This is a genomic window from Rhizobium sp. ZK1 (assembly GCF_047782645.1).
Taxonomy (GTDB): domain Bacteria; phylum Pseudomonadota; class Alphaproteobacteria; order Rhizobiales; family Rhizobiaceae; genus Rhizobium.
Genome location: NZ_CP180587.1, coordinates 1,735,230 through 1,756,455, shown reverse-complemented (window position 1 = coordinate 1,756,455; position 21,226 = coordinate 1,735,230). Strand labels below are relative to the sequence as shown.

16 protein-coding genes and 2 pseudogenes are annotated in these 21,226 nt (G+C 60.7%); 5 read left to right on the top strand and 13 right to left on the bottom strand.

What is annotated here, in order from left to right:
- Window positions 1–50 precede the first annotated feature (50 nt).
- A complete protein-coding gene (locus tag ACK9YZ_RS30730; RefSeq protein WP_416067275.1) occupies window positions 51–893 on the top strand; it encodes an alpha/beta fold hydrolase in 843 nt (280 codons plus the stop codon).
- A gap of 200 nt (window positions 894–1,093) precedes the next feature.
- Here the strand turns inward: ACK9YZ_RS30730 and ACK9YZ_RS30725 are convergent.
- Window positions 1,094–2,151: pseudogene (locus tag ACK9YZ_RS30725) on the bottom strand (IS701 family transposase); the annotation flags it as partial.
- Window positions 2,152–2,478: 327 nt separating this feature from the next.
- Window positions 2,479–3,510, bottom strand: coding sequence for an IS110 family transposase (locus tag ACK9YZ_RS30720; protein WP_099086550.1), 1,032 nt, complete (start codon window positions 3,508–3,510; stop codon window positions 2,479–2,481).
- A gap of 369 nt (window positions 3,511–3,879) precedes the next feature.
- On the opposite strand from ACK9YZ_RS30720, the gene ACK9YZ_RS30715 reads away from it, so the two are divergent.
- From ACK9YZ_RS30715 to ACK9YZ_RS30705, 3 genes are all read left to right on the top strand, one after another.
- Window positions 3,880–4,845, top strand: a complete 966-nt coding sequence (locus ACK9YZ_RS30715) for a sugar-binding protein (protein ID WP_416067274.1) — start codon at window positions 3,880–3,882, stop codon at window positions 4,843–4,845.
- A gap of 74 nt (window positions 4,846–4,919) precedes the next feature.
- Entirely contained in the window at window positions 4,920–6,461 is a 1,542-nt protein-coding gene (locus tag ACK9YZ_RS30710; RefSeq protein WP_416067273.1) for a sugar ABC transporter ATP-binding protein, read from the top strand.
- 39 nt (window positions 6,462–6,500) lie between these two features.
- Window positions 6,501–7,538, top strand: a complete 1,038-nt coding sequence (locus tag ACK9YZ_RS30705) for an ABC transporter permease (protein WP_416067272.1) — start codon at window positions 6,501–6,503, stop codon at window positions 7,536–7,538.
- A gap of 408 nt (window positions 7,539–7,946) precedes the next feature.
- Here ACK9YZ_RS30705 and ACK9YZ_RS30700 read toward each other — a convergent pair whose 3' ends face one another.
- The 6 genes and pseudogenes from ACK9YZ_RS30700 to ACK9YZ_RS30675 form a co-directional block, all read right to left on the bottom strand.
- Window positions 7,947–8,915, bottom strand: a complete 969-nt coding sequence (locus ACK9YZ_RS30700) for a threonine ammonia-lyase (protein ID WP_416067271.1) — start codon at window positions 8,913–8,915, stop codon at window positions 7,947–7,949.
- A gap of 5 nt (window positions 8,916–8,920) precedes the next feature.
- A complete protein-coding gene (locus ACK9YZ_RS30695; protein WP_416067270.1) occupies window positions 8,921–9,913 on the bottom strand; it encodes an ornithine cyclodeaminase family protein in 993 nt (330 codons plus the stop codon).
- A 176-nt stretch (window positions 9,914–10,089) separates the two neighbouring features.
- Window positions 10,090–10,226, bottom strand: a pseudogene (locus ACK9YZ_RS30690) (D-amino-acid oxidase); the annotation flags it as partial.
- A 139-nt stretch (window positions 10,227–10,365) separates the two neighbouring features.
- Window positions 10,366–10,755, bottom strand: coding sequence for a RidA family protein (locus tag ACK9YZ_RS30685; protein ID WP_416067269.1), 390 nt, complete (start codon window positions 10,753–10,755; stop codon window positions 10,366–10,368).
- Entirely contained in the window at window positions 10,755–11,933 is a 1,179-nt protein-coding gene (locus tag ACK9YZ_RS30680) for a DSD1 family PLP-dependent enzyme (RefSeq protein WP_416067268.1), read from the bottom strand. Before ACK9YZ_RS30680 ends, ACK9YZ_RS30685 begins: the two co-directional genes overlap by 1 nt.
- 221 nt (window positions 11,934–12,154) lie before the next feature.
- The gene (locus tag ACK9YZ_RS30675) at window positions 12,155–13,477 is read right to left on the bottom strand and encodes an NAD(P)/FAD-dependent oxidoreductase (protein ID WP_416067267.1); all 1,323 of its coding nucleotides are present in this window, start codon (window positions 13,475–13,477) and stop codon (window positions 12,155–12,157) included.
- Window positions 13,478–13,703: 226 nt separating this feature from the next.
- Here ACK9YZ_RS30675 and ACK9YZ_RS30670 point away from each other — a divergent pair, with 226 nt between their 5' ends.
- Window positions 13,704–14,180 (top strand): Lrp/AsnC family transcriptional regulator, encoded by a 477-nt coding sequence (locus tag ACK9YZ_RS30670; protein ID WP_216760901.1) that lies wholly within the window; start codon window positions 13,704–13,706, stop codon window positions 14,178–14,180.
- Window positions 14,181–14,245: 65 nt separating this feature from the next.
- On the opposite strand, the gene ACK9YZ_RS30665 is transcribed toward ACK9YZ_RS30670, so the two are convergent.
- The 5 genes from ACK9YZ_RS30665 to ACK9YZ_RS30645 all read right to left on the bottom strand — a co-directional run bounded on the left by ACK9YZ_RS30665 (window position 14,246) and on the right by ACK9YZ_RS30645 (window position 21,226).
- A complete protein-coding gene (locus tag ACK9YZ_RS30665; protein WP_216759731.1) occupies window positions 14,246–15,901 on the bottom strand; it encodes an ABC transporter ATP-binding protein in 1,656 nt (551 codons plus the stop codon).
- Window position 15,902: 1 nt separating this feature from the next.
- Window positions 15,903–16,754: an ABC transporter permease gene (locus ACK9YZ_RS30660; protein WP_216760899.1), complete on the bottom strand. Its 852-nt coding sequence runs from the start codon at window positions 16,752–16,754 to the stop codon at window positions 15,903–15,905.
- Window positions 16,754–17,704: an ABC transporter permease gene (locus ACK9YZ_RS30655; protein ID WP_216759729.1), complete on the bottom strand. Its 951-nt coding sequence runs from the start codon at window positions 17,702–17,704 to the stop codon at window positions 16,754–16,756. The genes ACK9YZ_RS30660 and ACK9YZ_RS30655 overlap by 1 nt, the downstream gene beginning before the upstream one ends.
- 231 nt (window positions 17,705–17,935) lie before the next feature.
- Window positions 17,936–19,537, bottom strand: coding sequence for an ABC transporter substrate-binding protein (locus tag ACK9YZ_RS30650; RefSeq protein ID WP_416067266.1), 1,602 nt, complete (start codon window positions 19,535–19,537; stop codon window positions 17,936–17,938).
- Between the two features lie 315 nt (window positions 19,538–19,852).
- The gene (locus ACK9YZ_RS30645; protein WP_416067265.1) at window positions 19,853–21,226 is read right to left on the bottom strand and encodes an aspartate aminotransferase family protein; all 1,374 of its coding nucleotides are present in this window, start codon (window positions 21,224–21,226) and stop codon (window positions 19,853–19,855) included.

The following is a 21,226-nucleotide window of genomic DNA, read 5'->3' as shown; positions in this document are numbered from 1 at the left end:
CCGCGTTCCTGGGGGCGCGGGGTGCGCGCTTGCCAGTTCGAGGACAATCTATGCCGACAGTGACTCTGAACAACGCCACCTTCGTCTACGATGACATCGGCGATCCCGACGCGGAAACCATTATCGCTCTGCATGGGGGAAGGGGCATCGGCGACCGCCGCGGCGAATTCAACGCCTACAAGCCGCTATCGGACAAGTACCGCCTGATTGCCTACGACCAGCGCGGATGCGGCGAGACCAGCCTGACGCCGCCCTATACATTCGAGCAATTGGCGGATGACGTCGAAGCCTTTCGCGTGAACCTGTGCGGCGGCCGCAAGATCATCCTGGAGGGAGGTTCTTTCGGCGGCATGATCGCGCTGACCTACGGCGTCAAATATGGGCATAACCTTTCCCGGCTGATCCTGCGCGGCACGGCGGCGAGCTATCATCACGAGGACGACGCGATGGTGGTGTTCAAGGAGCGCCTTCACAAGGCGACGAGCGCCTCGCTGTCGATGCTCGACAAGATGTTTTCCGACAAGGTGAAGGACGATACGGAGCTTCGTCTCATCTGGCTCGCACTGCAGCCGCTTTATTATGAGAAGTTCGATCCAGATGCCGCGCTGGAACGGACCCGCACCATGCGCCTACATGCGGAAACTCACAATGCGCTCTTCAAGGAACGGCTCTACGACCTGCGTGATCGTCTCAAGGACATCCCTGTGCCGACGCTGGTTATCTGCGGTGCGCAGGACTGGATCTGCCCCCCCAACCATTCCCGGTTGATCGCCGAGCGAATCCCCAAGGGCGAACTTCTCGAAGTGCCTGGAGCGAACCACGCGGTTCATGCGGAAGCAAATGCCATTGTCATTGCGGCGATCACGACGTTTTTGGAACGGACCGCTTCATAGCAATGACCTTGAATTGCGTCGTGTCGTCTTACTGTTTGCCCCGAAAGCTGGCGCAGATTTGACCTCGACCTGCTCGGTTTGGCGTTCCGGACGGATCTGCAGTCAACAAAGTTTTGAGCCGCGGGAGCGTTACCACGGTGCTGGTCGCATAACGGCTGATGGATAATTGAGGGCTATGGACAGTCCGACCATGAGCCACACTGATGGGCCTGCTCGCAGACCCATCGCGCTTTGATGGCCGCCGCGAGAGCTTTCAGGGTCGCCTCGGCCGGTAGATTGGCGAGATAATACTTGCGCTCGTCGTTTGAGCGCCATTCACCAACGAGCCACGCCTCTTCGCCCGGCATATGCTGCTGTCCCTTGTCGAGGATGCGTTGCGGGTTGCCATCAGCAATGCGAATGCGCAGGGCAGCGAAGCGTGCGGTCAGTCGACCTTTTGTGCCATGACGCCAACTGACCTTCTTCCAGGAAGTTCCTTCCAGAATTGTTTCGGCCGCCGTCGATAGGGTATCGGGGATGGCATTCTTACGTGGCCATCCATGGCCGGCGACAGGAAAGATCAGTGCGACATCATGGGGATAAACCTTCTGATGCTTGGGAATACCGACAGCCCAGGTGAGATTGCGTGCCCTGAGCCCCTGGCGAAACGCAGCCGACAGACCATAGCCGGCATCCGCAAGCACGGTGCCAAACCGCACGCCTGCGGCCATCAGCCGATCGATCTCGTCGAGCGCGATCTCCGGTTTGGTGCGGGGTAGACGCATCTCCTCGGGAACACCAGCCTTCGCCATCCGATCCTGATCACTGGTCCAACTGTCGGGCAGGAACAACCGCAGGCCAACGGGAACAGGAACCTCGTCGCGAGCCAGCGTCAACGACACCAGCGTCTGGCAATTGGCGCGCTTGCCGAGCATCGACGCATACTGCGGCGCGACCCCAACAGAATGGTCGCCCTTCTTCGGCAGACCTGTGTCGTCGATCACCAGAAAAGCATCTGAGGCCCCGACAAGCTTGTCGGCCTGCACCGCCAGTTCCGCCTCAAGGGGACCGGCATCTCAAATCCCATCCGAGATGAATGATGCAGGCGGTCGTAGCGATCAGGTGTCAGGCGCTCCGCCATGGGCTCGATACTCTTGCGATCGCCAGGTCCGATGAGGCCCGAAATATACACCGGGCACATCTGTCGCCGCTTCTTGTGACCAAGCTTCTCAACGAACGGCTTCAGCCAATCTGCCAGTGCAACATCCAGCTCTGCCATCCTTCGCACCCCTGCGAAGGTGCCCAAGATGGCCTATCATCGTAAATGGCCAGTTAATCTGCCAAAGTAGTGCTTCTGTAATGGGCCTTTGTTCGTCAAGTCCCTCTGAATGATTATCTCGTCGCTGAGGCCATGCTTCTGTCCGTGGTCAGCACGAAGACCGCCACACTATGCCATCAGATCAACAAGCCGACAGGTCAATCTAGAAAGCGTGCTTCGCCGAAGCGGTCACAGCACTACACACGACCTTGCCAAGCCTGCGTCCCAGCGACGGGACCTCATCAGACGCAAGCCTTGCACTTGCCCGCGTCAATCACGTAGCTCTCTTCATGCCGCCATAGGGTTTGCGCTCCAGCGAAAGTCCGTCGCATCCATCCACATGCGGTGAAGTACGACACCCAGTTTGCGTGCGAGGGCAACCTTCGCGCGCTTCATCCCGCGACGCCTGGCCACATCGAGCGCCCAGCGCTTTAGACTGGAAAAGCGCGTCGCCCGCGTCAGCATTATGTGCGCAGACTCGAACAATGCGGTTCGCACCATCGCGTCGCCGACCTTGCTGACACCGCCATCGCGATCAGTTTCGCCGGATTGATATTTCTTCGGCGTCAGCCCGAAGTAGGCACCCACTGTGCTGGACTTTTCGAACCGGGCTGGATCATCGACCGCGGAGCGGTAGGTCAGCGCAACCAAGGCACCGACACCCGGCGCACTCATCAGCCGTTGGCAAACTCTGTCGGCGCGGGCGATCCTGAGCATCTCGCGGTGCAGCTTCGTAAATTCGCTCCACAGCGCTGCTCGCGCCGTCAGCATCGCGTCAATCACCATCGACAATATCGCATGCCCTGCAATCAGTTCGCGGATGCGCGCCTCGAAACGCCCTCGGCTGACTTCGCCGACCTTTAATCCATAGCCACGCAGGATACCCCGGATGCTGAGCTCGACGTCGAGCAGCTTGGATTGCAGAAGCTTGCGGCCAACCAGGAGAGCCCGAGTGTCCTGGGCCGGCGACGATTTGGCGTGGACCGGACGATACCACCCCATGCGGAGCAGTTGCGCGATCCCCCGTGCATCCTTGCGGTCGGTCTTCACCGTCATCGCCGAAAGCGCCGCCTTCACATGCCGCGTTTCCAGCAAAACCACCTCATGACCCGCAGCAACGAGAGCCGCGTGTAGCCATTGGGACAACGGCCCCGCTTCAAGGCCGATGCGCTCTACCGGAAAGTCCAGTTGATCAAAATACCCGACCAGGCATTCAGGCTCGCTGCCTACCTTGACCTCGCGAACCAACTTGCCCGTCGCGTCGACCACGCACACGCTGCTCTCTTTCAGCGAGACGTCGATTCCTGCATAATATTCCATGGCTGTTCCTCTCATGATGCTTGAGGCCGATCGCTCGGACCTCGTTTCCAAACATCATCATTCTGAGGGACAGCCACCCAACTGGCTACTCATGAGACGCCGGCCCATTACGGCATCTAGATCCAACTGAAAGGCTCCCCGCACGCAAAGCTTTTGCAGTTGTGCCGCCGCGGGCGGATTTGACCCAGCATCGACATGTTTTGATCGATATTAATATTACTATTTACTAATTTATATTCTGGTATACCGTCGTGGTGCGATCGGCACATATGCCACACGTCGCTTCGCGACGGACCTTGGAGGGGAGCGCATCGGCCGGCCGTAAGTCGCGAACGGGCCCTCGCAACCGCGGCCCTTGGGAGGAGTATTATGAAACAGCTGAAACGGAAAAATGCAGCCTTGTTTTTCGCCGCGTTGATGCTGAGTGCGGCGCCGATGGCTGTATCACATGCCGCCGACAAGCCGACACTCGCATTCGTCGTCAATGGAGCATCCGACTTCTGGAAAGCCGCCGAGGCGGGGGTGAAGAAGGCGCAGGGCGAGATGCCAGACTACAACATGGAGCTGAAATATCCTGAGCAGGCGGCCGTCGCCATTCAGCAGCGTCTCATGGAAGATCTCGTGAGCGCCGGCGTCAAGGGGATCATGGTCTCCGCTGTCGATCCCAAGACCCAGACGGACGGCCTCAACAAGATCGGCTCGCAGACGGCTCTCTTCACCACCGACAGCGACGCGCCGAAGACCAACCGCGTCGCCTATATCGGTTCTTCGAACGTCGACGCCGGCAAACAGGCCGCCGAAATCGCCAAGAAGGCGATGCCGGACGGCGGAAAGTGCATGGGCTTCGTCGGTCTGCTGGGCGCCGATAACGCCCGCGAACGCATCGAGGGGATGAAGGAAGGGCTCAAGGGTACCAAGATCGAGCTGGTCGATGTTCGCGGTGACGACATCGACCAGACGCGCGCTAAGAAGAACGTGGAGGATGCGCTGGTGGCCAGCCCCGACTTGACCTGCATGGTCGGCTTCTACTCCTACAACACGCCGCGTATCTATGAGGCGCTGCGCGACGCAGGCAAACTCGGCCAGATCACCGTCGTCGGCTTTGATGACGATCCGATCACGCTCGGCGGCGTCAAGGAAGGTACGATCGCGGCAACCGTCGTGCAGCAGCCGTTCGAATGGGCCTATCAGGGCATGAAATTGATGGCTGCCTACCTCAAGGGCGACAAGTCCGGCATTCCCGCCGACGGCTTGATCATCATTCCGACGGTGATCATCGGTAAGGATGACGTTGACAAGTATGCTGCCAACCTGAAGGCCATGGCTGGAAAATAACCTCTTTCGCGGCGGCTCTACCGCCGCCGCGAAAGGCATTTCGTGCCGACAGCATCAGCAGCCATGGACAGCCGATGAACCATAGTTCCGAAATCTCGCCACCGGGCGTGCCCGGAAAGCCATTTCTTTCGCTTTCCGGCGTTGGCAAGACCTATCCAGGTGTCGTTGCGCTCGAGGGTCTGTCAATGGACATTATGCCAGGCGAGGTCATCGGCCTTGTCGGCGAAAACGGGGCTGGAAAATCGACACTGATGAAGATTCTCGGCGGTGTGATCGCACCGGATCGGGGCACGATCCTGCTCGACGGGGCAGAACTTCGTTTCCTCACTGTGGAATCGAGCATCTCGTCCGGCATCGCCTTCGTGCATCAGGAACTCAATCTCTTTGAGAATCTCGACGTCGCTGCCAATATCTTCCTAGGGCGCGAACCGCTGAAGGGGGGACCTCTTAAGCTCGTCGATCGCGATCGGCTAAGGGACATGGTGAAGCCGCTCTTGAGGCGCGTGGGCGCGCATTTTTCCGCCGACACACGCGTGGCGTCGCTTTCGCTGGCCGAGCAGCAGATGGTGGAAATCGCCAAGGCGCTGTCCATCAACGCGCGGCTGGTCATCTTCGACGAACCCACTTCCAGCCTGCCGCTGGCTGAAACCGAGCGGCTGCTCAGCATCATCAAATTGCTGAAGGCGGATGGCATCAGTGTTATTTTCATCTCGCATCGGCTCCACGAGGTTGAGCGCGTAGCCGACCGGGTCGTCGTACTCCGTGACGGTGCGCTTGCGGGCACGCTCGCCAGGACGGACATCGGCCACGACCAGATGGTCAAGCTGATGATCGGCCGGATGCTTGCGGCCCGTACTGCAAAGCCGCAGCGCTCACCCGGCTCGATTGCGCTGAAGGTAAGTGCCGTGCGCACGGAGGCCTATCCCGGCCGTCCCGTTGATCTGGAAATCAGGTATGGAGAAATCCTGGGACTTGCGGGCCTCGTCGGGTCCGGCCGTACCGAGCTTGCCAAGGTGCTCTTTGGCATTGATCGCAGTTACGGCGGATCCATCCTGCAGGACGGGCACAAAATTATAGTCCGTTCCGCGCGGGACGCCGTTGCTCGCGGCATTTTCCTGGTGCCGGAGGATCGAAAGCGCAACGGCATTCTTCTCGATTTCTCGATCGCCCAGAACATAACCCTTGCCGATCTCCCCATGCTCGCCAGCCGCTTCATGCTTTCCGCCGAGCGGGAGACGGCGGCGGCCGAAAAACAGCGCGTTCGCCTCGGCATCAAGGCGCCCTCTATTTCGAGCCGAACCGGCACCCTATCCGGCGGCAACCAGCAGAAGGTGGTACTTGCCAAATGGTTGTCGATGAGCCCGAAGGTGATGATCTTCGACGAGCCGACACGCGGCATCGATATCGGCGCGAAGAACGAGATCTACGGCCTGATGCGGGCGCTTGCCGATGCCGGTGTCGCTATCCTGATGATCTCCAGCGACATGGAAGAGGTGATCGGCGTTTCTGACCGCATTGCCGTCATGCACGAGGGCCAGATCGCCGGCATTCTCGATGAGGACGAATTCAGTCAGGAAAGCGTCCTTTTGCTTGCTGTTGGCAAACGCGTAAAATAGCCGCCGCGGCAATATAATCAGGTGTACGGGGGATCTCGAATGATCAAAAAGGATCTTGGACTGTTGCTTTTGATCGTCGTCGTCGGCATCGTCGTCGCCATCATCAATCCGCGCTTCCTGCTGCCGATCAACCTGGCGAATACCGCCAACCTCATCGGTCTGTTCGGCATCCTGTCGATTGGCCAGGCCTACGTCATCATTACAGGCGGTATCGAACTTTCCGTGGGTTCGCTTGTAGCGCTTCTTGGTGTGCTGTTTGTCGATTTCGTCGCGGTCCAAGATATGTCATGGATGCTGGCGCTGCCACTCATTCTAGTGCTCGGCGCGGCCATAGGTGGCATTCACGGCTGGTTGATCACCCGGCTGAACCTGCAACCCTTCGTCGTCACTCTCTGCGGCCTCCTTATCTATCGCGGGGCGGCGCGCTTCTATACGGCCGACGGGACGGCGGGTTTTGCGTTCGGCCAAAATTTCCCGGACCTTGAGTTCATCACCGCCGGACGGTTTTACGGCGTTCCCAACACCTTCATAGCGCTCGTCATCATTTCCGTGGTCATGTGGGTGGTGCTGCATCGCTCTGTCTTCGGGCGTTACCTTTACGCGATCGGCAAAAACGAGGAGGCGGCCCGATATTCCGGTATCCGCACCGGCCGGATGGTGATGTCGGCCTATGTCATCTGCGGACTGCTTACGGCGCTCGCGGCAATCTACTTCGCCATGTACACACGCTCGATCTCGCCGGCCAGCCATGGCCAGTTCTATGAACTCTACGCGATTGCCGCTGCCGTACTCGGCGGCTTTTCGCTCCGCGGCGGCGAGGGATCGATCGTTGGCGTCGTGCTCGGAACGGTCCTGCTCCAGGAGCTGCAGAACCTCGTGAATCTGCTGGGCATCCCCTCGTCGCTGAATTTCGCCGTCATGGGTGGCGTGATCCTCATCGGCGTGCTGATCGACCAACAATGGAACGCGATCCGCGCACATCGCCGACTCATCTCCGCCGCCCGGCAGACCGAAGCCCGTGTTCCGGACGAAAGCAAATTGCCGGTGGCTGCCAATCAGGACCAGGTCGGTGGATGAGACCAGTGTATCAGGCTGCCGCTAGCGAATCATGCAGCCTCTTCCGGCACTGGCGAGCAAGGTCTGCTTGGTGACTCACGCTGAAGGAAAAGTCGATCACCGCATCGATCTTACGAGGCAGGGGTCGTTCGGAACAAGTTGGTCGATCGTGAAGAATTCGCTTTCAGGCAGAAAGCTGCGACATTGATTGGCGCTGGAACGTGAGGATGAGTACGGCGACCAGACACAAAAGCTGCCTGAACCATCGCAAGGAAACAGCCTGTCCAGTGGCTGTTTCCGGCAATTACAAGATCTGCAGATCATTCGATTCTTACCCCAAATCAGTGGCTTGCCAGTTCTTCACGGCCGACTCTATCCGGATCATCGGACATGTGATCGCCGGCTCGCGTCACGGGACCGTCCAACCGTTCAGCCGTCGGCGTAGACCCCGGCGAGATCGCTCAAGTCCCAGTTCCCGCCCGACAGGACGGCGCAGACCTTTTCGTCTGGCTTCAGATTGATCGAGCCCGCCAGCAGCGCGCCGACCGTGATGGCGGCGGCCGGCTCGGCGATCAGCTTGGCATCCTTTGCCAGCGCGCGCATGCCATCAATGATATGCCGGTCTTCCACCAGAACGATCTCGTCGACATATTTCTCGATGATGGGATAGGGGTTCTGGCCCGGAACGCTGATCCGCAAGCCGTCTGCGATCGTGTCCAGGAGCGGAAGCGAGGTTCGCTCCCGGTTGATCCGGCTGTGGTAATATTTCGGCGTCAGCGCGGGCTCTGCGCCGATGACGCGGACGGACGGCTTCGTTTCCTTGATGGCCGTGGCGATACCCGAAATCAGCCCGCCGCCACCCACGGGAACGATGACCGTATCCACGTCCGCCAGATCATCGAGAATTTCGCAGCCGATCGTTCCCTGTCCGGCCATGACGATCGGATCCTCGAAGGCGTGAATGGGCACGTAATTGTTTTCGGTCGCAATCTCGTAGACGCGCTTCCAGCGGGCTGCGGTGTCGCCGTCGAAGAGGACGACCTCAGCGCCAAGCGCCTTGGTGTTCTCGATCTTGATCTTGGGCGAGGTGACCGGCAGCACCAATATGGCTTTCACACCCAGCATTCTCGCGGCATAGGCCAGCCCCTGCGCATGATTGCCCGACGATGTCGCGATGATGCCGTTTGCGATATCGGCTTTCGAAAGCGAGAGCGCCTTGTTGAGCGCGCCGCGAATCTTGAAGGCGCCGGTGATCTGCAGGGTTTCCGGCTTGAGGTAAAGCTCGCAACCCACCGTCTTTTCGATCTTGTCCGCGCGCAGCAGCGGCGTATGCCGGACATGCGGCTTGAGGCGCGCGCGCGCGTCGTGAATGTCCTGGATTGTCGGGAAGTTGCGCATGATCGTCACTCGATGAAGGAAAAGAATGTGCCAATAGTGTTGGCGAGAGCGTTCCGGTAGATCGATCCGGCCGTGGTGTTGTCCTGGATGGCCATACCGGTAGAGTCGAAGATTGTGATTTCGTCGTCGCTCGTGCGACCGGGCTTGGCGCCGAGCAGGATTTCTCCGATCTCGGCGTAAATGTCGTCTATCTTGATAATATTCCCGGCAAGAGGGTGAACAGTTTCACCCTTCTGCGTGCATTGCGGAATGGAATCGACCACGATCTTCGCATTTCTGAACAGTTCGGGGTCCAGCTCCTGCTTGCCGCGCGCGTCCGTTCCTATGGCGACGATGTGAGTGCCGGGTTTCACCCAGTCTGCCTGGACCAGACCCCCCTTGCCGCGTGTGGTGGTGATCAGGATGTCGGCCTTTTCGACCGCCTCCTTTCCGGAGGCCGCGATGATGACCGGTATCTGGAATTCGCGTTCGATGTCCTGCTTGTAGGCAGCCAAGTTTTCCGGCGTCCGGCTCCAGGCATGGATTTCGTCGATCTGCATGACCTCGCGGATCGCGCGGATCTGCATTCGCGCCTGGTTTCCGGCGCCGATGGAGGCGATCGTGCGGGCGTTTTTTCGGGCAAGCGCCTTGACGGAGACCGCGCCGGCGGCGCCGGTTCGCAGGCCTGTGATCAGGCTTCCGTCCATGATGCAGGCGAGCGCACAGCTTCTGGCGTCGAAAAGGAGAATAGTTCCCATGCTGTTGGGGACGCCATGCGCCTCCGGATTGCCGGTGAAGCCGCCGGAATGCGCCTTCATCGAGATCATCTCGGCCTGCTGATGATAGCTCAGCTTGAAATCGATCTCTCCGCGACCCTCCGGCAGGCGGATGCCGATATAGTCGGGTTGCTCCACCTGTCTGCTGCTGAAGGCCCGGTAGGCATCTTCCACCGCAGCGATGACCTGTCGCATCCCAATCAGGCCCTTCACCTGATCCTTGCTAAGCAGAAGCGTTTGCATCGCTGACCTCAGATTGTTCGCGGTTCACTGCAGGCGCATGCGACTGCCCGTGACATGACCATGCCCGACTTTGACAGTCATTTATCGCTGCATGGGTTGCCGGCGAAAGCAGATTGTTGCGATTGCAGTCGCGCCTCTCGCAGAACGTTTGCTGTAGGTGAACGAAGCGGGCTCCGGAGGTCCGCTGCCAAGTGATCGATGCCCGAGCCGATGCCGAAACCGCGGCCGGATCCGCCGGCACCAGATAAAGGCCGCGCACGCGCTCGTCTGCTGAGATTACCGGCACGGCATCCGGCGTGCGGTCCGCATAGGAGCGCCGGCGGACGCGCCGATCATGCCGCCACCGATGACCACGACACCGGCCCGGGCCGGTAGTTCCGGATCGCTTTGGATGGATCTGAGCAGTCGAGTCAGGGACGTTGATCCGGATGGGTCCGGTTATCGTCGCGGATTTACGGGCCGATCACGGCAACCGCGTCGATCTCGACGAGGTAGCCATAGTGCAGTTCAGGGACGGGAACGACCGTGCGGGCGGGGCACGCCTCGCCCAGCCGCTCGGCATAGACCTTGTTGAAACGCGGCCAATTGCTGACCCCGACAATATAGGCTGTCACGCGCACGAGATCGGCCGGTTGTCCGCCAGCAGCCTTCAGGATGGCCAGCATGTTGTCGATGGCTTGCGTGGCCTGCGTCTCGAACATGTCGTCGGGCAGGGGCTCCCCGTCGGCCCGGATCGGCAATTGCCCGGATATATAGAGATGATCACCCGCGCGCCTGGCCTGGACGTAATGTCCTGCCGGGCGCGGCGCTTCTTCCGTGCTGATGTCCAGCAATCTCGTCATCACCAGCCTCCAAAACGCGGCCAGACGGCTTCCACATCATGCGAGGTACCGCGCACGACATGATAGGCGCCGTGCTGTGCCGCGGTCGCGCAGGCGTGGTTAGGCAGGATGCGGACCCGGTCGCCGACGGCAAGCTCGGGAAGGCGACCGTTCGAGCCGGGCCGGACAGCGATAATCCCGTGCTCCTGGCTCACATCCGCAACGATCACATCGTTCAAAACATTGCCGTTCACGTCGCAGACCAGTCCGAAGCCCATGTCGACGGGCTGCTTGCTGGTACCGCGGTCCCGCGACAGCGACATCCAGCCGCCATCGGTGAGGATCCAGCCCTTCTCGCGCTGGTGGCCGATGACGGTGGCCAGAACGCTGAGCGCAATATCGTCTACCCGGCAGACCCCGATCCCTGCCATGACCAGATCGAAGAACACGAAGACGCCGGCGCGAACCTCGGTCACGCCTGTCAGATCCTTTGCGTGATGGGCGGTCGGCGTCGAACCGACACTGACGACCGGGCATGGCAGGCCGGCGGCACGCAGGGCCTGCGCTGCCTCGACCACAGCCTTACGTTCTGCCTCTGCGAAGCGCTCCTGAGCCTCGGGGCCACCGCCGCGATAGCTGTCGCCGGCATGGGTCAGCACGCCGCGCAATTCGGCGCCTGTGGCAAGCACCTCGCCGATCTCAAGCAGGCGGGCACGGTCATAAGGCGGAACCCCGGAGCGATGACCGTCGCAGTCGATCTCGATGAGGGCAGGAATGGGCGAACCCGCCGCCCTCGACGCTGCCGCGATGGCCTGCGCCTGCTGGACATTGTCGGCCAGCACCATGAGATCGATGCCGCGGGCCTGCATCTCGGCGACACGGGCGAGCTTGTCGGGGGCGATGCCGACTGCATAGATCATGTCGCGAACGCCTGCAGCGGCGAACTGCTCGGCTTCCTTCAAGGTCGATACGGTTGCGGGTCCCTGCGGTGTGGTCATGACCTTGCGGGCGGCCTCGACCGACTTGGCCGTTTTCAGATGTGGGCGCAGCGAGACGCCCAGAGCGTCAAGGCGCGTCCGCAACCGCGCGATGTTTTTCTCCATCCTGTCCGCATCCACCACAAGGCAGGGCGTTTCGAGGCTTTCGAGCGTGTTGGCAAAATTGGGGTCTGTGCGCATATCAAGCGTCCTGGCATCCATCAGTCGGGTCTCCGGTTTGATTCCAGCTTGTCGCCAATCCGTAAAGGCAACAATTAATGAATACTGAATGCTGAATTTACCCCAGCATTAATCTTGCCGCCGGGTTTCTCGGTGTGATTGCCACCTTCGACACACTGTCAGAGCGTTGGGTCGAGGCGTGCTGCGCGACTGCTCATCTCAGTCCCAGGTCCGCAGCGATAAATGCCGCAGACCTTCCGATCTCAGAACTCCGAGACTTTCCCCCAGGCAGAGGCCGCGAAACGGGAGGGATGGTAGGGCTTGGGGTCGACGATGGGTTCGGCGCCTGATGCGATGTCCGCAATCAGATGGCCCGCACCGGGCCCGATGCCGAAGCCGTGGCCGGAAAAGCCGGCGGCGAGGATGAAGCCGGGCAGGCTCTCGATTTCGCCGATTCCCGGCACGCCGTCCGGTGTGGAGTCGATATAGCCGGCCCAGGTGCCAGTGATCCTTGTACTCTTGAGCTCCGGCAATAGGTCCAGCGCCCGATCATGAATGAGACGGAGCGTTCCCTGATCCGGCTTGGGATCGAGAATGCGCATGCGTTCCATGGGCGTGGGACGGTCGAGCCGCCAGGGGGAAACGGTTTCATGCCCGCTTCGCATGCCTTCAAGACCGCCGGGGGAAAGTAACTGCCAGCGCTTGACGAACATGGGCAGGAATTGCGGCAGGAACCGCACTTGCTGGAGCGTAAGGTCAACGCGGGCGCGGCCGCTGATCGCCAGCGTGTAATCGCCGTTGCTGCGGCTCGTGACCGAAATGTCCTTCGTATGCAGCGCCGGCGGAATGCCCGCCGCGCTCGACACGGCGACGATGGAGGACCGGATGGACGCCTGCGGGAAACGAATGCCGAGCTGCCGGCAGAACGAGGAGGCCCAGGCGCCGCCGGACAGGATCGCGATCTTCGTGCGGATCGTGCCGCGTTCGGTGACAACCGCGCTCAGGCGGCCGCCTTCGGTCTCGACTCCGCGCGCCGCGCAGTTCTGGATGACGGTGCCGCCGAGCTTCATGATCGCACGCGCGACGGCCGGAGCCGCCTTGGACGGATCGGCAATTCCGTCAGTCGGCGAAAAGACGCCACCTCTCCAGGCGCGGCCCGTTGCCTGGCCCTTTTCGGCAGCTTCGGAGGCTGACAACATATGCGTTGTTACCCCGGCTGTCTTTGCAAAGTCGCGCCAGCGCGCCCAGCCGGCAATTTCGGCCTCGCTGTTGCTGAGATAGAGGAGGCCGCAGCGGCGGAAGCCGATATCCTCGCCGGTTTCGGCCACGAAGCGCTCCCATAGGTCTAGGCTCTTGGTCGCGATGGGAAGTTCGCGCGCATCGCGGTTCTGCTGGCGGCACCAGCCCCAGTTCCTGCTCGACTGCTCAGCCCCGATACGGCCTTTCTCGAGCAGAACGGTCTTCAGACCGCGTTGTGTCAGGAAATAGGCCGTGAAAACACCGACAATGCCGCCGCCTATCACGACGACGTCGGCCTCGTGTGGCGGGTTCGAAGGGGTCTCGATGAGGGTCAACGGCGCGGGCATCGGAATCTCCATGTATTAAGCAGACACTAGGCGCTTGCTACACGCATGCGGAACCGCAGTTCCGGACTTGGCGGCAGAAAATTCTGGTATCCCGTCCCGCATCGAAATCTTCTGCGCCATTTCGGTTTTCACGGCTTGATGGACAAAAGACCAGGCTATGCTAACGTTGTTTGAGACAAACGGCAGAATTTTATGCTGCAAGAGAATGGGAAGGCGAAGGCCGATGATGAAACTCGACCGGACGGACATCAAGATTCTCTACGAGCTGCAGAAGAACGGCCGCATCACCAACGTGGAATTGGCCGATCTCGTGCACCTGTCTCCGAGCCCCTGCCTGATGCGCGTCAAGCGATTGCAGGCGGAAGGCTATATCGAGGGCTACTCCGCTCAGATCAATCTCGCCAAGCTCGGACAGACGCTGACTGTCTTCACCGAAATCACGCTGAAGAACCACCGCCAAGTCGATTTCGCCCGCTTCCTTGCCGTCGTCGAGAAAATCGACCAGGTGATCGAGTGCCATCTCGTCTCGGGCGGCTATGATTATCTCGTGAAATTCGTGACCGCCGGAATCGGCGAATATCAGACGATCATGGAACGGCTGACCGACATGGATATCGGCATCGACAAATATTTCAGCTTCGTGGTGCTCAAATCACCCATCGTGAAATCGCACCTGCCGCTGACGAGCCTGTTTACGGTATGAGACGGGACGCTTCTTCGAGGGCATTTCCGCACGCGAGACCGGCTTCCACTTTCGCGGGAAGTGCCTCACGCCCCGCCGTATTGCCGCACCAGCTCCGGCTCCAGCACGAGATTGTCGAGCCAGCTCGGGTCGAGCTTGGGCACGGACGAGAAGAGGAGCTTCGAATAAGGATGCGTCGGCGTCTTCACGTCTTCCCGTGTCAGGTGCTCGACCTTTTCGCCGCGATACATGACCGCGATCTCGTCACAGATCGCTTCGACCACCGACAGGTCGTGGCTGATGAAGATGTAGGAGAGATCGAGTTCGCGCTGCAATTCCTTCAGCAGTTCGATGATCGCGGCGGCGACCACGGTATCCAGCGCGGATGTGATCTCGTCGCAGATGATCAGCTTCGGATTGGCGGCCAGAGCGCGCGCGAAGTTGATGCGCTGTTTTTGCCCGCCGGAAAGTTCGGACGGGTGGCGATAGCGCAGCGCCTTCGGCAGATGCACCATGTCGAGGAGTTCTTCCACGCGCGCCGAGCGGGCTTTTCCCGTCAGGCCGTGATAGAAGCTCAAGGGCCGGCTGAGTATGTCGTCGATGGGCTTGGCCGGGTTCAGCGCCGTGTCGGCGTACTGGAAAACGATCTGCATTTCGCGCAACTGATCGCGTGAACGTCGGCGCGCTGCGTGGTTGAGTTCCTTGCCGTCGAAAATGATCTTGCCGGCATTGGCGGGCAGGATGCCGGCTATGCACCGGGCAAGCGTCGATTTTCCGCAGCCGGATTCGCCAATGACGCCGAGGTTGCGGCCCTTCTCCACCGTCAGGCTGACCAAGCGCACGGCCTGAATGAAAGGCAGGCCGTCAGACTGGATTGGTCCATAGCCGGCGATGACATTCTCGATCTCGAGAAGCGGGCGCGGTGTCTCGACCGGCTTGTCGGCAAATTGTGTTTCCTTCGGCTCGAACGCGGCCAGCAGCTCCTGCGTGTAGGCATGCTTGGGCGTCGATAGAATGTCTGGCGTCGTGCCTTCTTCCTGCAGCTCGCCGTCCCTGAGCACGACGATCCGGTCGGCGATCTGCGCTACGACTGCGAGATCGTGCGAAACATAGACGCCGGAAATGCCGCCGGCCTTCATCACCGACTTGAAGGCTTTCAGGACGTCGATCTGCGTCGTTACGTCAAGCGCCGTGGTCGGTTCGTCGAAGATGACGAGCTTGGGATCGCCGATCAGCGCCATCGCGGCGGCCAGCCGTTGCAGCTGGCCGCCCGAAACCTGATGCGGATAGCGCCCACCAATCGTTTCCGGCGAGGGAAGCGACAAGGCCCTGAAGAGTTCGATCGCCCGCTCGCGCGCCTTTTCCGGCGTCATCAGGCCGTGGATTCGGGCCACTTCGATAACCTGATCCATGATCGTCTGCGCCGGGTTGAAGGCGGCCGCAGCGCTTTGCGGCACATAGGCCACTTCCGTGCCGCGCACGGCGGAGCGCTCGCGTTCGGAGAGCCTGGCCATGTCCTTGCCGTCGAACATGATCGCGCCTGCAGAGATCTGGCAGCCCGGCCGGGTATGGCCCATCAGCGTCAGCGCAATGGTGGTCTTCCCCGAGCCGCTTTCCCCGATCAGCGCCACGATCTCGCCGTTCGCGATCTCTATATCGACGCCCTTGATGATTTCGATGCGCCGGCCTGAGTCGGTGGTCGCCTCGACATGCAGGTTTCGGATTTCGACAAGCTTGCTCATATCAGGCGCTCCGGTCGCGGATCTTGCGGGGCAGGTTGTCGATCAGCAGGTTGACGCTGATCGTCAGGCTGGCAATCGCGATCGACGGTGCGATGACAGCAGCCGAGCCGAAGGGCAGGCCCTGAATGTTCTCGTGCACCAGCGCACCCCAGTCGGCGAGTGGTGGCTGTACGCCAAGGCCTAGGAAGGAGAGGCCGGAGAGAAGCAGGACGATGAAGACGAAGCGCAGCCCGAAATCGGCGAGCACGGGCCGGATGATATTGGGCAATATCTCCGACACGGCCAGATACAGGGTATTTTCGCCGCGAATCCGGGCAACCGTGATGAAATCCATCGTGTTGACATTCACCGCCAGCGCACGGGCGAAGCGATAGGAGCCCGGAATGTAGATGACGGCGAGCGTCATGATGAGAGCGGGCAGCGACGAGCCGACTGCGGCCACGACGACCAGACCGAAAAGCTTGCTGGGGATGGAGATCATCGCATCCATGAAGCGGCTGAGCAAAGTATCGAACCAGCCGCCGATGACCGCTGCCGCCATGCCGAGGATGACGCCGCTACTGGAGGCGATGAGCACACCGGCAAGCGCGATGCCCAGCGTGTAGCGCGCGCCGAGAATGATGCGCGAGAGCATGTCGCGTCCGAGATAATCCGAACCGAGCCAGAACTTAGAACTGATCGGGCCGAAATAGTCCGTGTCGACGATCTTGCCGATCGGGTAGGGCGCGATATGCGGCCCGAGGATCGCGACGACGGCCCAGAACAGGATCACCAGAAAGGCGACCATGCCGACCGGACTGAATGTGTAGCCGAAATAGCCGAGGCGGGAGGGCGACAGGGCGCTTTGTGTCATCACCGGAGCCTCGGATTGGAGACGATTGCAACGATGTCGGCAATGGTGATCAGGATCAGGTAGCCGAGACAGAAGATCAGAGCGCAGGTCTGGATCAGCGGCAGGTCGCGCGTGGCCACGGCATCGACCATGAGCTTGGCGATCCCGGGATAGTTGAAGATCGTCTCGATGATGATGACCCCGCCGATCAGATAGGAGAGCGAGAGCGCCAGCGCGTTGACAATGGGGCCAAGCGAATTGGGCAGGGCGTGTTTCAGCACGATCCGGCTGCGCGACGCGCCCTTCAGCAGTGCCATCTCCACATAGGGCGTCGAGAGTGTCTCGATCACTGCGGCACGGGTCATGCGGATGATCTGCGCGGAGACCACAAAGGTCAGCGTCACCACCGGCATGGCATACATGCGCAGCAGGTCGGACAGCGAATGCACCTCGTTGACGAAGGAGATGGCCGGCAGCCATTTCAGATAGACGGCGAAGATCAGCACGGCAGTCGAGGCGACCACAAATTCGGGAACCGAGATCACGCCGATGGTGAGCACCGTGACGATACGGTCATAGATCGAGCCGCGCATGACTGCTGCGGTAATGCCGAGCGTCAGAGCGAGCGGCACGGCGACGAGCGCAGTGATGCCGGCAAGCTCCATCGTATTGACGAAACGGCTGCCGATCAGCGTCGCGATGGGCATGTTGTTGGCGTATGACGTGCCGAGATCACCTGTCAGGACCCCAGCGATCCAGCGCAGAAAGCGCAGCACGGCCGGCTGGTCGAGATGCATGGCATGGCGAAGTCCCTCCACCGCCTCCGGCGTTGCGGCCTGACCGAGCAGGATGGTTGCGGTGTCGCCTGGCAGCATGTTGGTGGCGAAGAAGACCGCGAAGGAAACGATGAGCAGCGTGATCACGCTGAGGATCAGCCGCTTTCCGATCATGGTCGGGATTTCAGCATTCATAAGAGATCTCCAGCCGCATATGATGGACGACAGCCGCTTCGCTTTGCCGATTAAAGCACGCCGTGCAGACATAAGCTGCGGACTTTTTGTCTGACATCATTGATGCGCGCTCCGGCAAGGGAGGCATAAGCTGCAAGTGGCATTTGCAAGGCGAGATCTCCCGCCTTGCATCTGCGACGAACGGCCGTGGCATCCGGGAGAGCATTGGCCTCCCGGACACGGTCGGCTCGGTCAGGCTTCCAGCCAGACATATTCGGCCATGGCGTAGCCCATCATGCCACCGAGCGGGTTGGGCAGAAGGCCCTTGACCTTGCTGGAAATGCCGTCGGCATTCATCGTGGTGGCCGGGATGATGGTGCCGGCTTCTTCCGAGATCATGGACTGCATCTCGTTGTAGATCTCGTGGCGCTTGGCATCGTCGAGCAATCCGCGCGCTTCCAGCATCATGGAGTCGAATTTCGGCGACTTGTACTGGCTTTCGTTCCACGGCGCATCGGACGAGTAAAGCAGCGAGAAATAGATGTCCGGCGTCGGCCGCGGATTGATGTTGCCGAAGTGGATCGGCGCCTTGAGCCAATACTTGTCCCAATAGCCGTCCGAGGGCACGCGCTGGATATCGAGCTTCAGGCCGATATCGGCACCGGCGGCCTGAATGATCATCGCCATGTCGACAGAGGAGTCCGCTGCCGGGGAAGCAACGACCGGGATCGACTGGCCGAGAACCCCTGCCTTCTGGAAATAGTGCTTGGCCTTGTCGGGATCGAATGCCTTTGGCTTCAGGTTCGGATTGTGGAAGGCATTGACCGCCGAAATCGGCTGGTCGTTGCTGACTTCGCCGAAGCCACGAAGCGCCGCGTTCACGATCTGCTCGCGATCGACAAGATACTTCATACCCGTCACGAAATCGGGCTTGTTCATGTCGAGGCGAATGTTCAGGTTCGTATAGGTGCCGGTGTTCGTCCGCGAAAGCGCAAAGCCTTTTTGTCCGTCGAGGAGCTTGGCGGAACGCGGATCGATGGCGGAGCAGAACTGGACATCGCCGGCCAGCAGTGCATTGACGCGGGCGCTGGGATCGCTGATGGCGAAGTACTCGAAAGAATCGAGATGCGGCAGGTTCGGCTTCCAGTAGTTCGTGTTCTTCTTCACGATGGAGCGGACGCCCGGCTCGAACGTTTCCAGGACGAAGGGGCCAGTGCCGATGCCCTTGGAAAAATCGGTCGTGCCGTCCTGCACGATCATGAAGTGATGCAGCGCCAGAATGTAGGGAAGGTCGGCATTGGGTGCCTTCAGCACGATTTCGACCGTGGTCGGGTCGATCGCCTTGACCTCGGTGATCTGGGCGGCAATCTTGGCAACCTTCGAGCCGACGGCCGGATCAAGGTGACGCTTGAGCGCGAACACGACGTCGGCGGAGGTCAGGGTCTTGCCGTTGTGGTATGTGACGCCCTTGCGCAGCGTGACAGTCCAGGTCTTGGCATCCTTGGTCTCGAGCTTTTCAGCAAGTTCCATTTGCGGGATGCCGGTCACGTCGATGAAGGTCAGGCGGTTGTAGACCATGCAACAGCGCGCGTAGTCGGTGCCGAGAGAAGCCTTCGCCGGATCGAGCGTGTCAGCGTTCGAAGACGAAATGCCGGCCGCTTTCATGTGGCCGCCGGAAACCGGCGTCGCGGCAACTGCGCGTTCGGCGCGGCCGAAGACGGCGCCGCCGGCAGAAAGCGCTACACCGCTCGCCAGCATCATCTTCAGAAGATCGCGACGGGAGGCGCCGCGACGGATGGCGTCTTCGACGCGGGCGTCGTCTGACTTTGTCCAGTTGGTAATGTTGTCGGTCATGTCATTCCCCTTCTTTGCTTCGATTGGGTGACGTCCGTCTTGTGCGGACTTTTCGGCCCCGGTGAATATTGCTCGCGGCGTCCCAGGTTTTGCGCCTTCTCCCTTTGATGCGCCGGGTGACCGGCGTGGGCGCTGGGCTCTGTCTGCGTATTCCGTATGCCGGAGGCCGGTTTGGTCTCGGGCTTGATGTTTATGAGTCTGTCATGTCCACCGGGGCGTATCGTTCGATTTGGCCTTGGGCGGCAGCATAAAATTGCGAACTTGCTTCCTGCGGCGATATATCGGCGAAATACCGCCGCAGGCGGTTTCAGCGGTTCAGGCCAGCGCCGACCGAATATCCGGGTCTTCCAGCGTCTGATCGAGCGTCTGGCGTGTGCGCTCGATGATGGCGTCGATATCGGCGTCCGTGCAGCAGAGCGGCGGGGCATAGCCCAGCACGCCCTGCGGGAAGGCGCGGATGACGAGACCGTTGTCCCACGCGCGGTCGAAAATGCGGCGGGCAGGTTGGGATGCTGCCGGAAGCGGCATCTTCTTCGTCTTGTCGGTCACAAGCTCGACGCCATAGAGCATACCGCGGCCTCTGATATCACCGACCAGCGGATGATCGCGAAGGCTATTCAGACCGTCCAGCAGCCGCTTGCCGGCCTTGAGGCCGTTTTCGAGCAGTCCGCCTTCATAGAGTTTCAGCACTTCGAGCGCTACCGCGGCGCTCACCGGGTGGGCGGAATAGGTAAAACCGTGGCCGACCGCCGTTTCGCCGGCACCGTCTGCAATCACATCATAGACATGATCGGCCATCAAGACGGCACCCATCGGCACATAGCCGGAGGTCAGCCCCTTGGCGACCGTCATCATGTCCGGCACGATGCCTTCATCCGTACAGGCAAAGAGCGGGCCGGTGCGGCCGAAGCCGGTGATGACCTCGTCGGCGATGAAGAGAATGCCGTAGCTCTCGCAGAGCTCGCGCATCGCCTTGATCCAGCCGTTCGGCGGAACGATCACGCCGCCGGAGCCCTGGATCGGTTCGGCATAAAATGCTGCCACGCGATCCGCGCCGATTTCTTCGATCTTGGCCTTCAGGCTGGCAAGCGAAGCGGCAATGATCGCCGCATCGTCGTCGCCGGCCGGGTTGCGGTAGGGATAGGGCGAGGGGATCTTGTGCTGCCAGTCAAACGGCACGCCGAAGCCGGTATGGAAGGCCGGAAGCGCCGTCAGCCCAGCGCCGACCGTGGTCGAACCATGATAGCCCTGCTGGATCGAGATGAACTGGTCGCGCTGCGGCTGGCCCTTGGCGTTCCAGTAATAGCGCACGAAGCGGATGGTGGAATCTACCGCATCCGAGCCGCCGAGCGTAAAATAGACGCGGTTCAGATCGCCCGGCGCGCGTTCGGCCAGTTCTGCGGCGAGCCGGATAGCCGGTTCCGAGCCAAGATCGAAATAGCCGGTCGCATAGGGCAGTTCGCGCAACTGCTTCGTGGCCGCCTCGATGATGCTTTCATGGCCATAGCCGGCATTGACGCACCAGAGGCCGGCAAAACCATCGACCAGTTGATGGCCATTGGCCTCGGTCACGGTGGCTCCCGATGCGGATTTCAGCACCCGCACGCCCTGCCGCTCGTGACCGCGATAGGAGGCGACGGGGTGGATGAGGTGGGCGCGATCGAGTTCGATCAGCGAATTGGCGAGCAT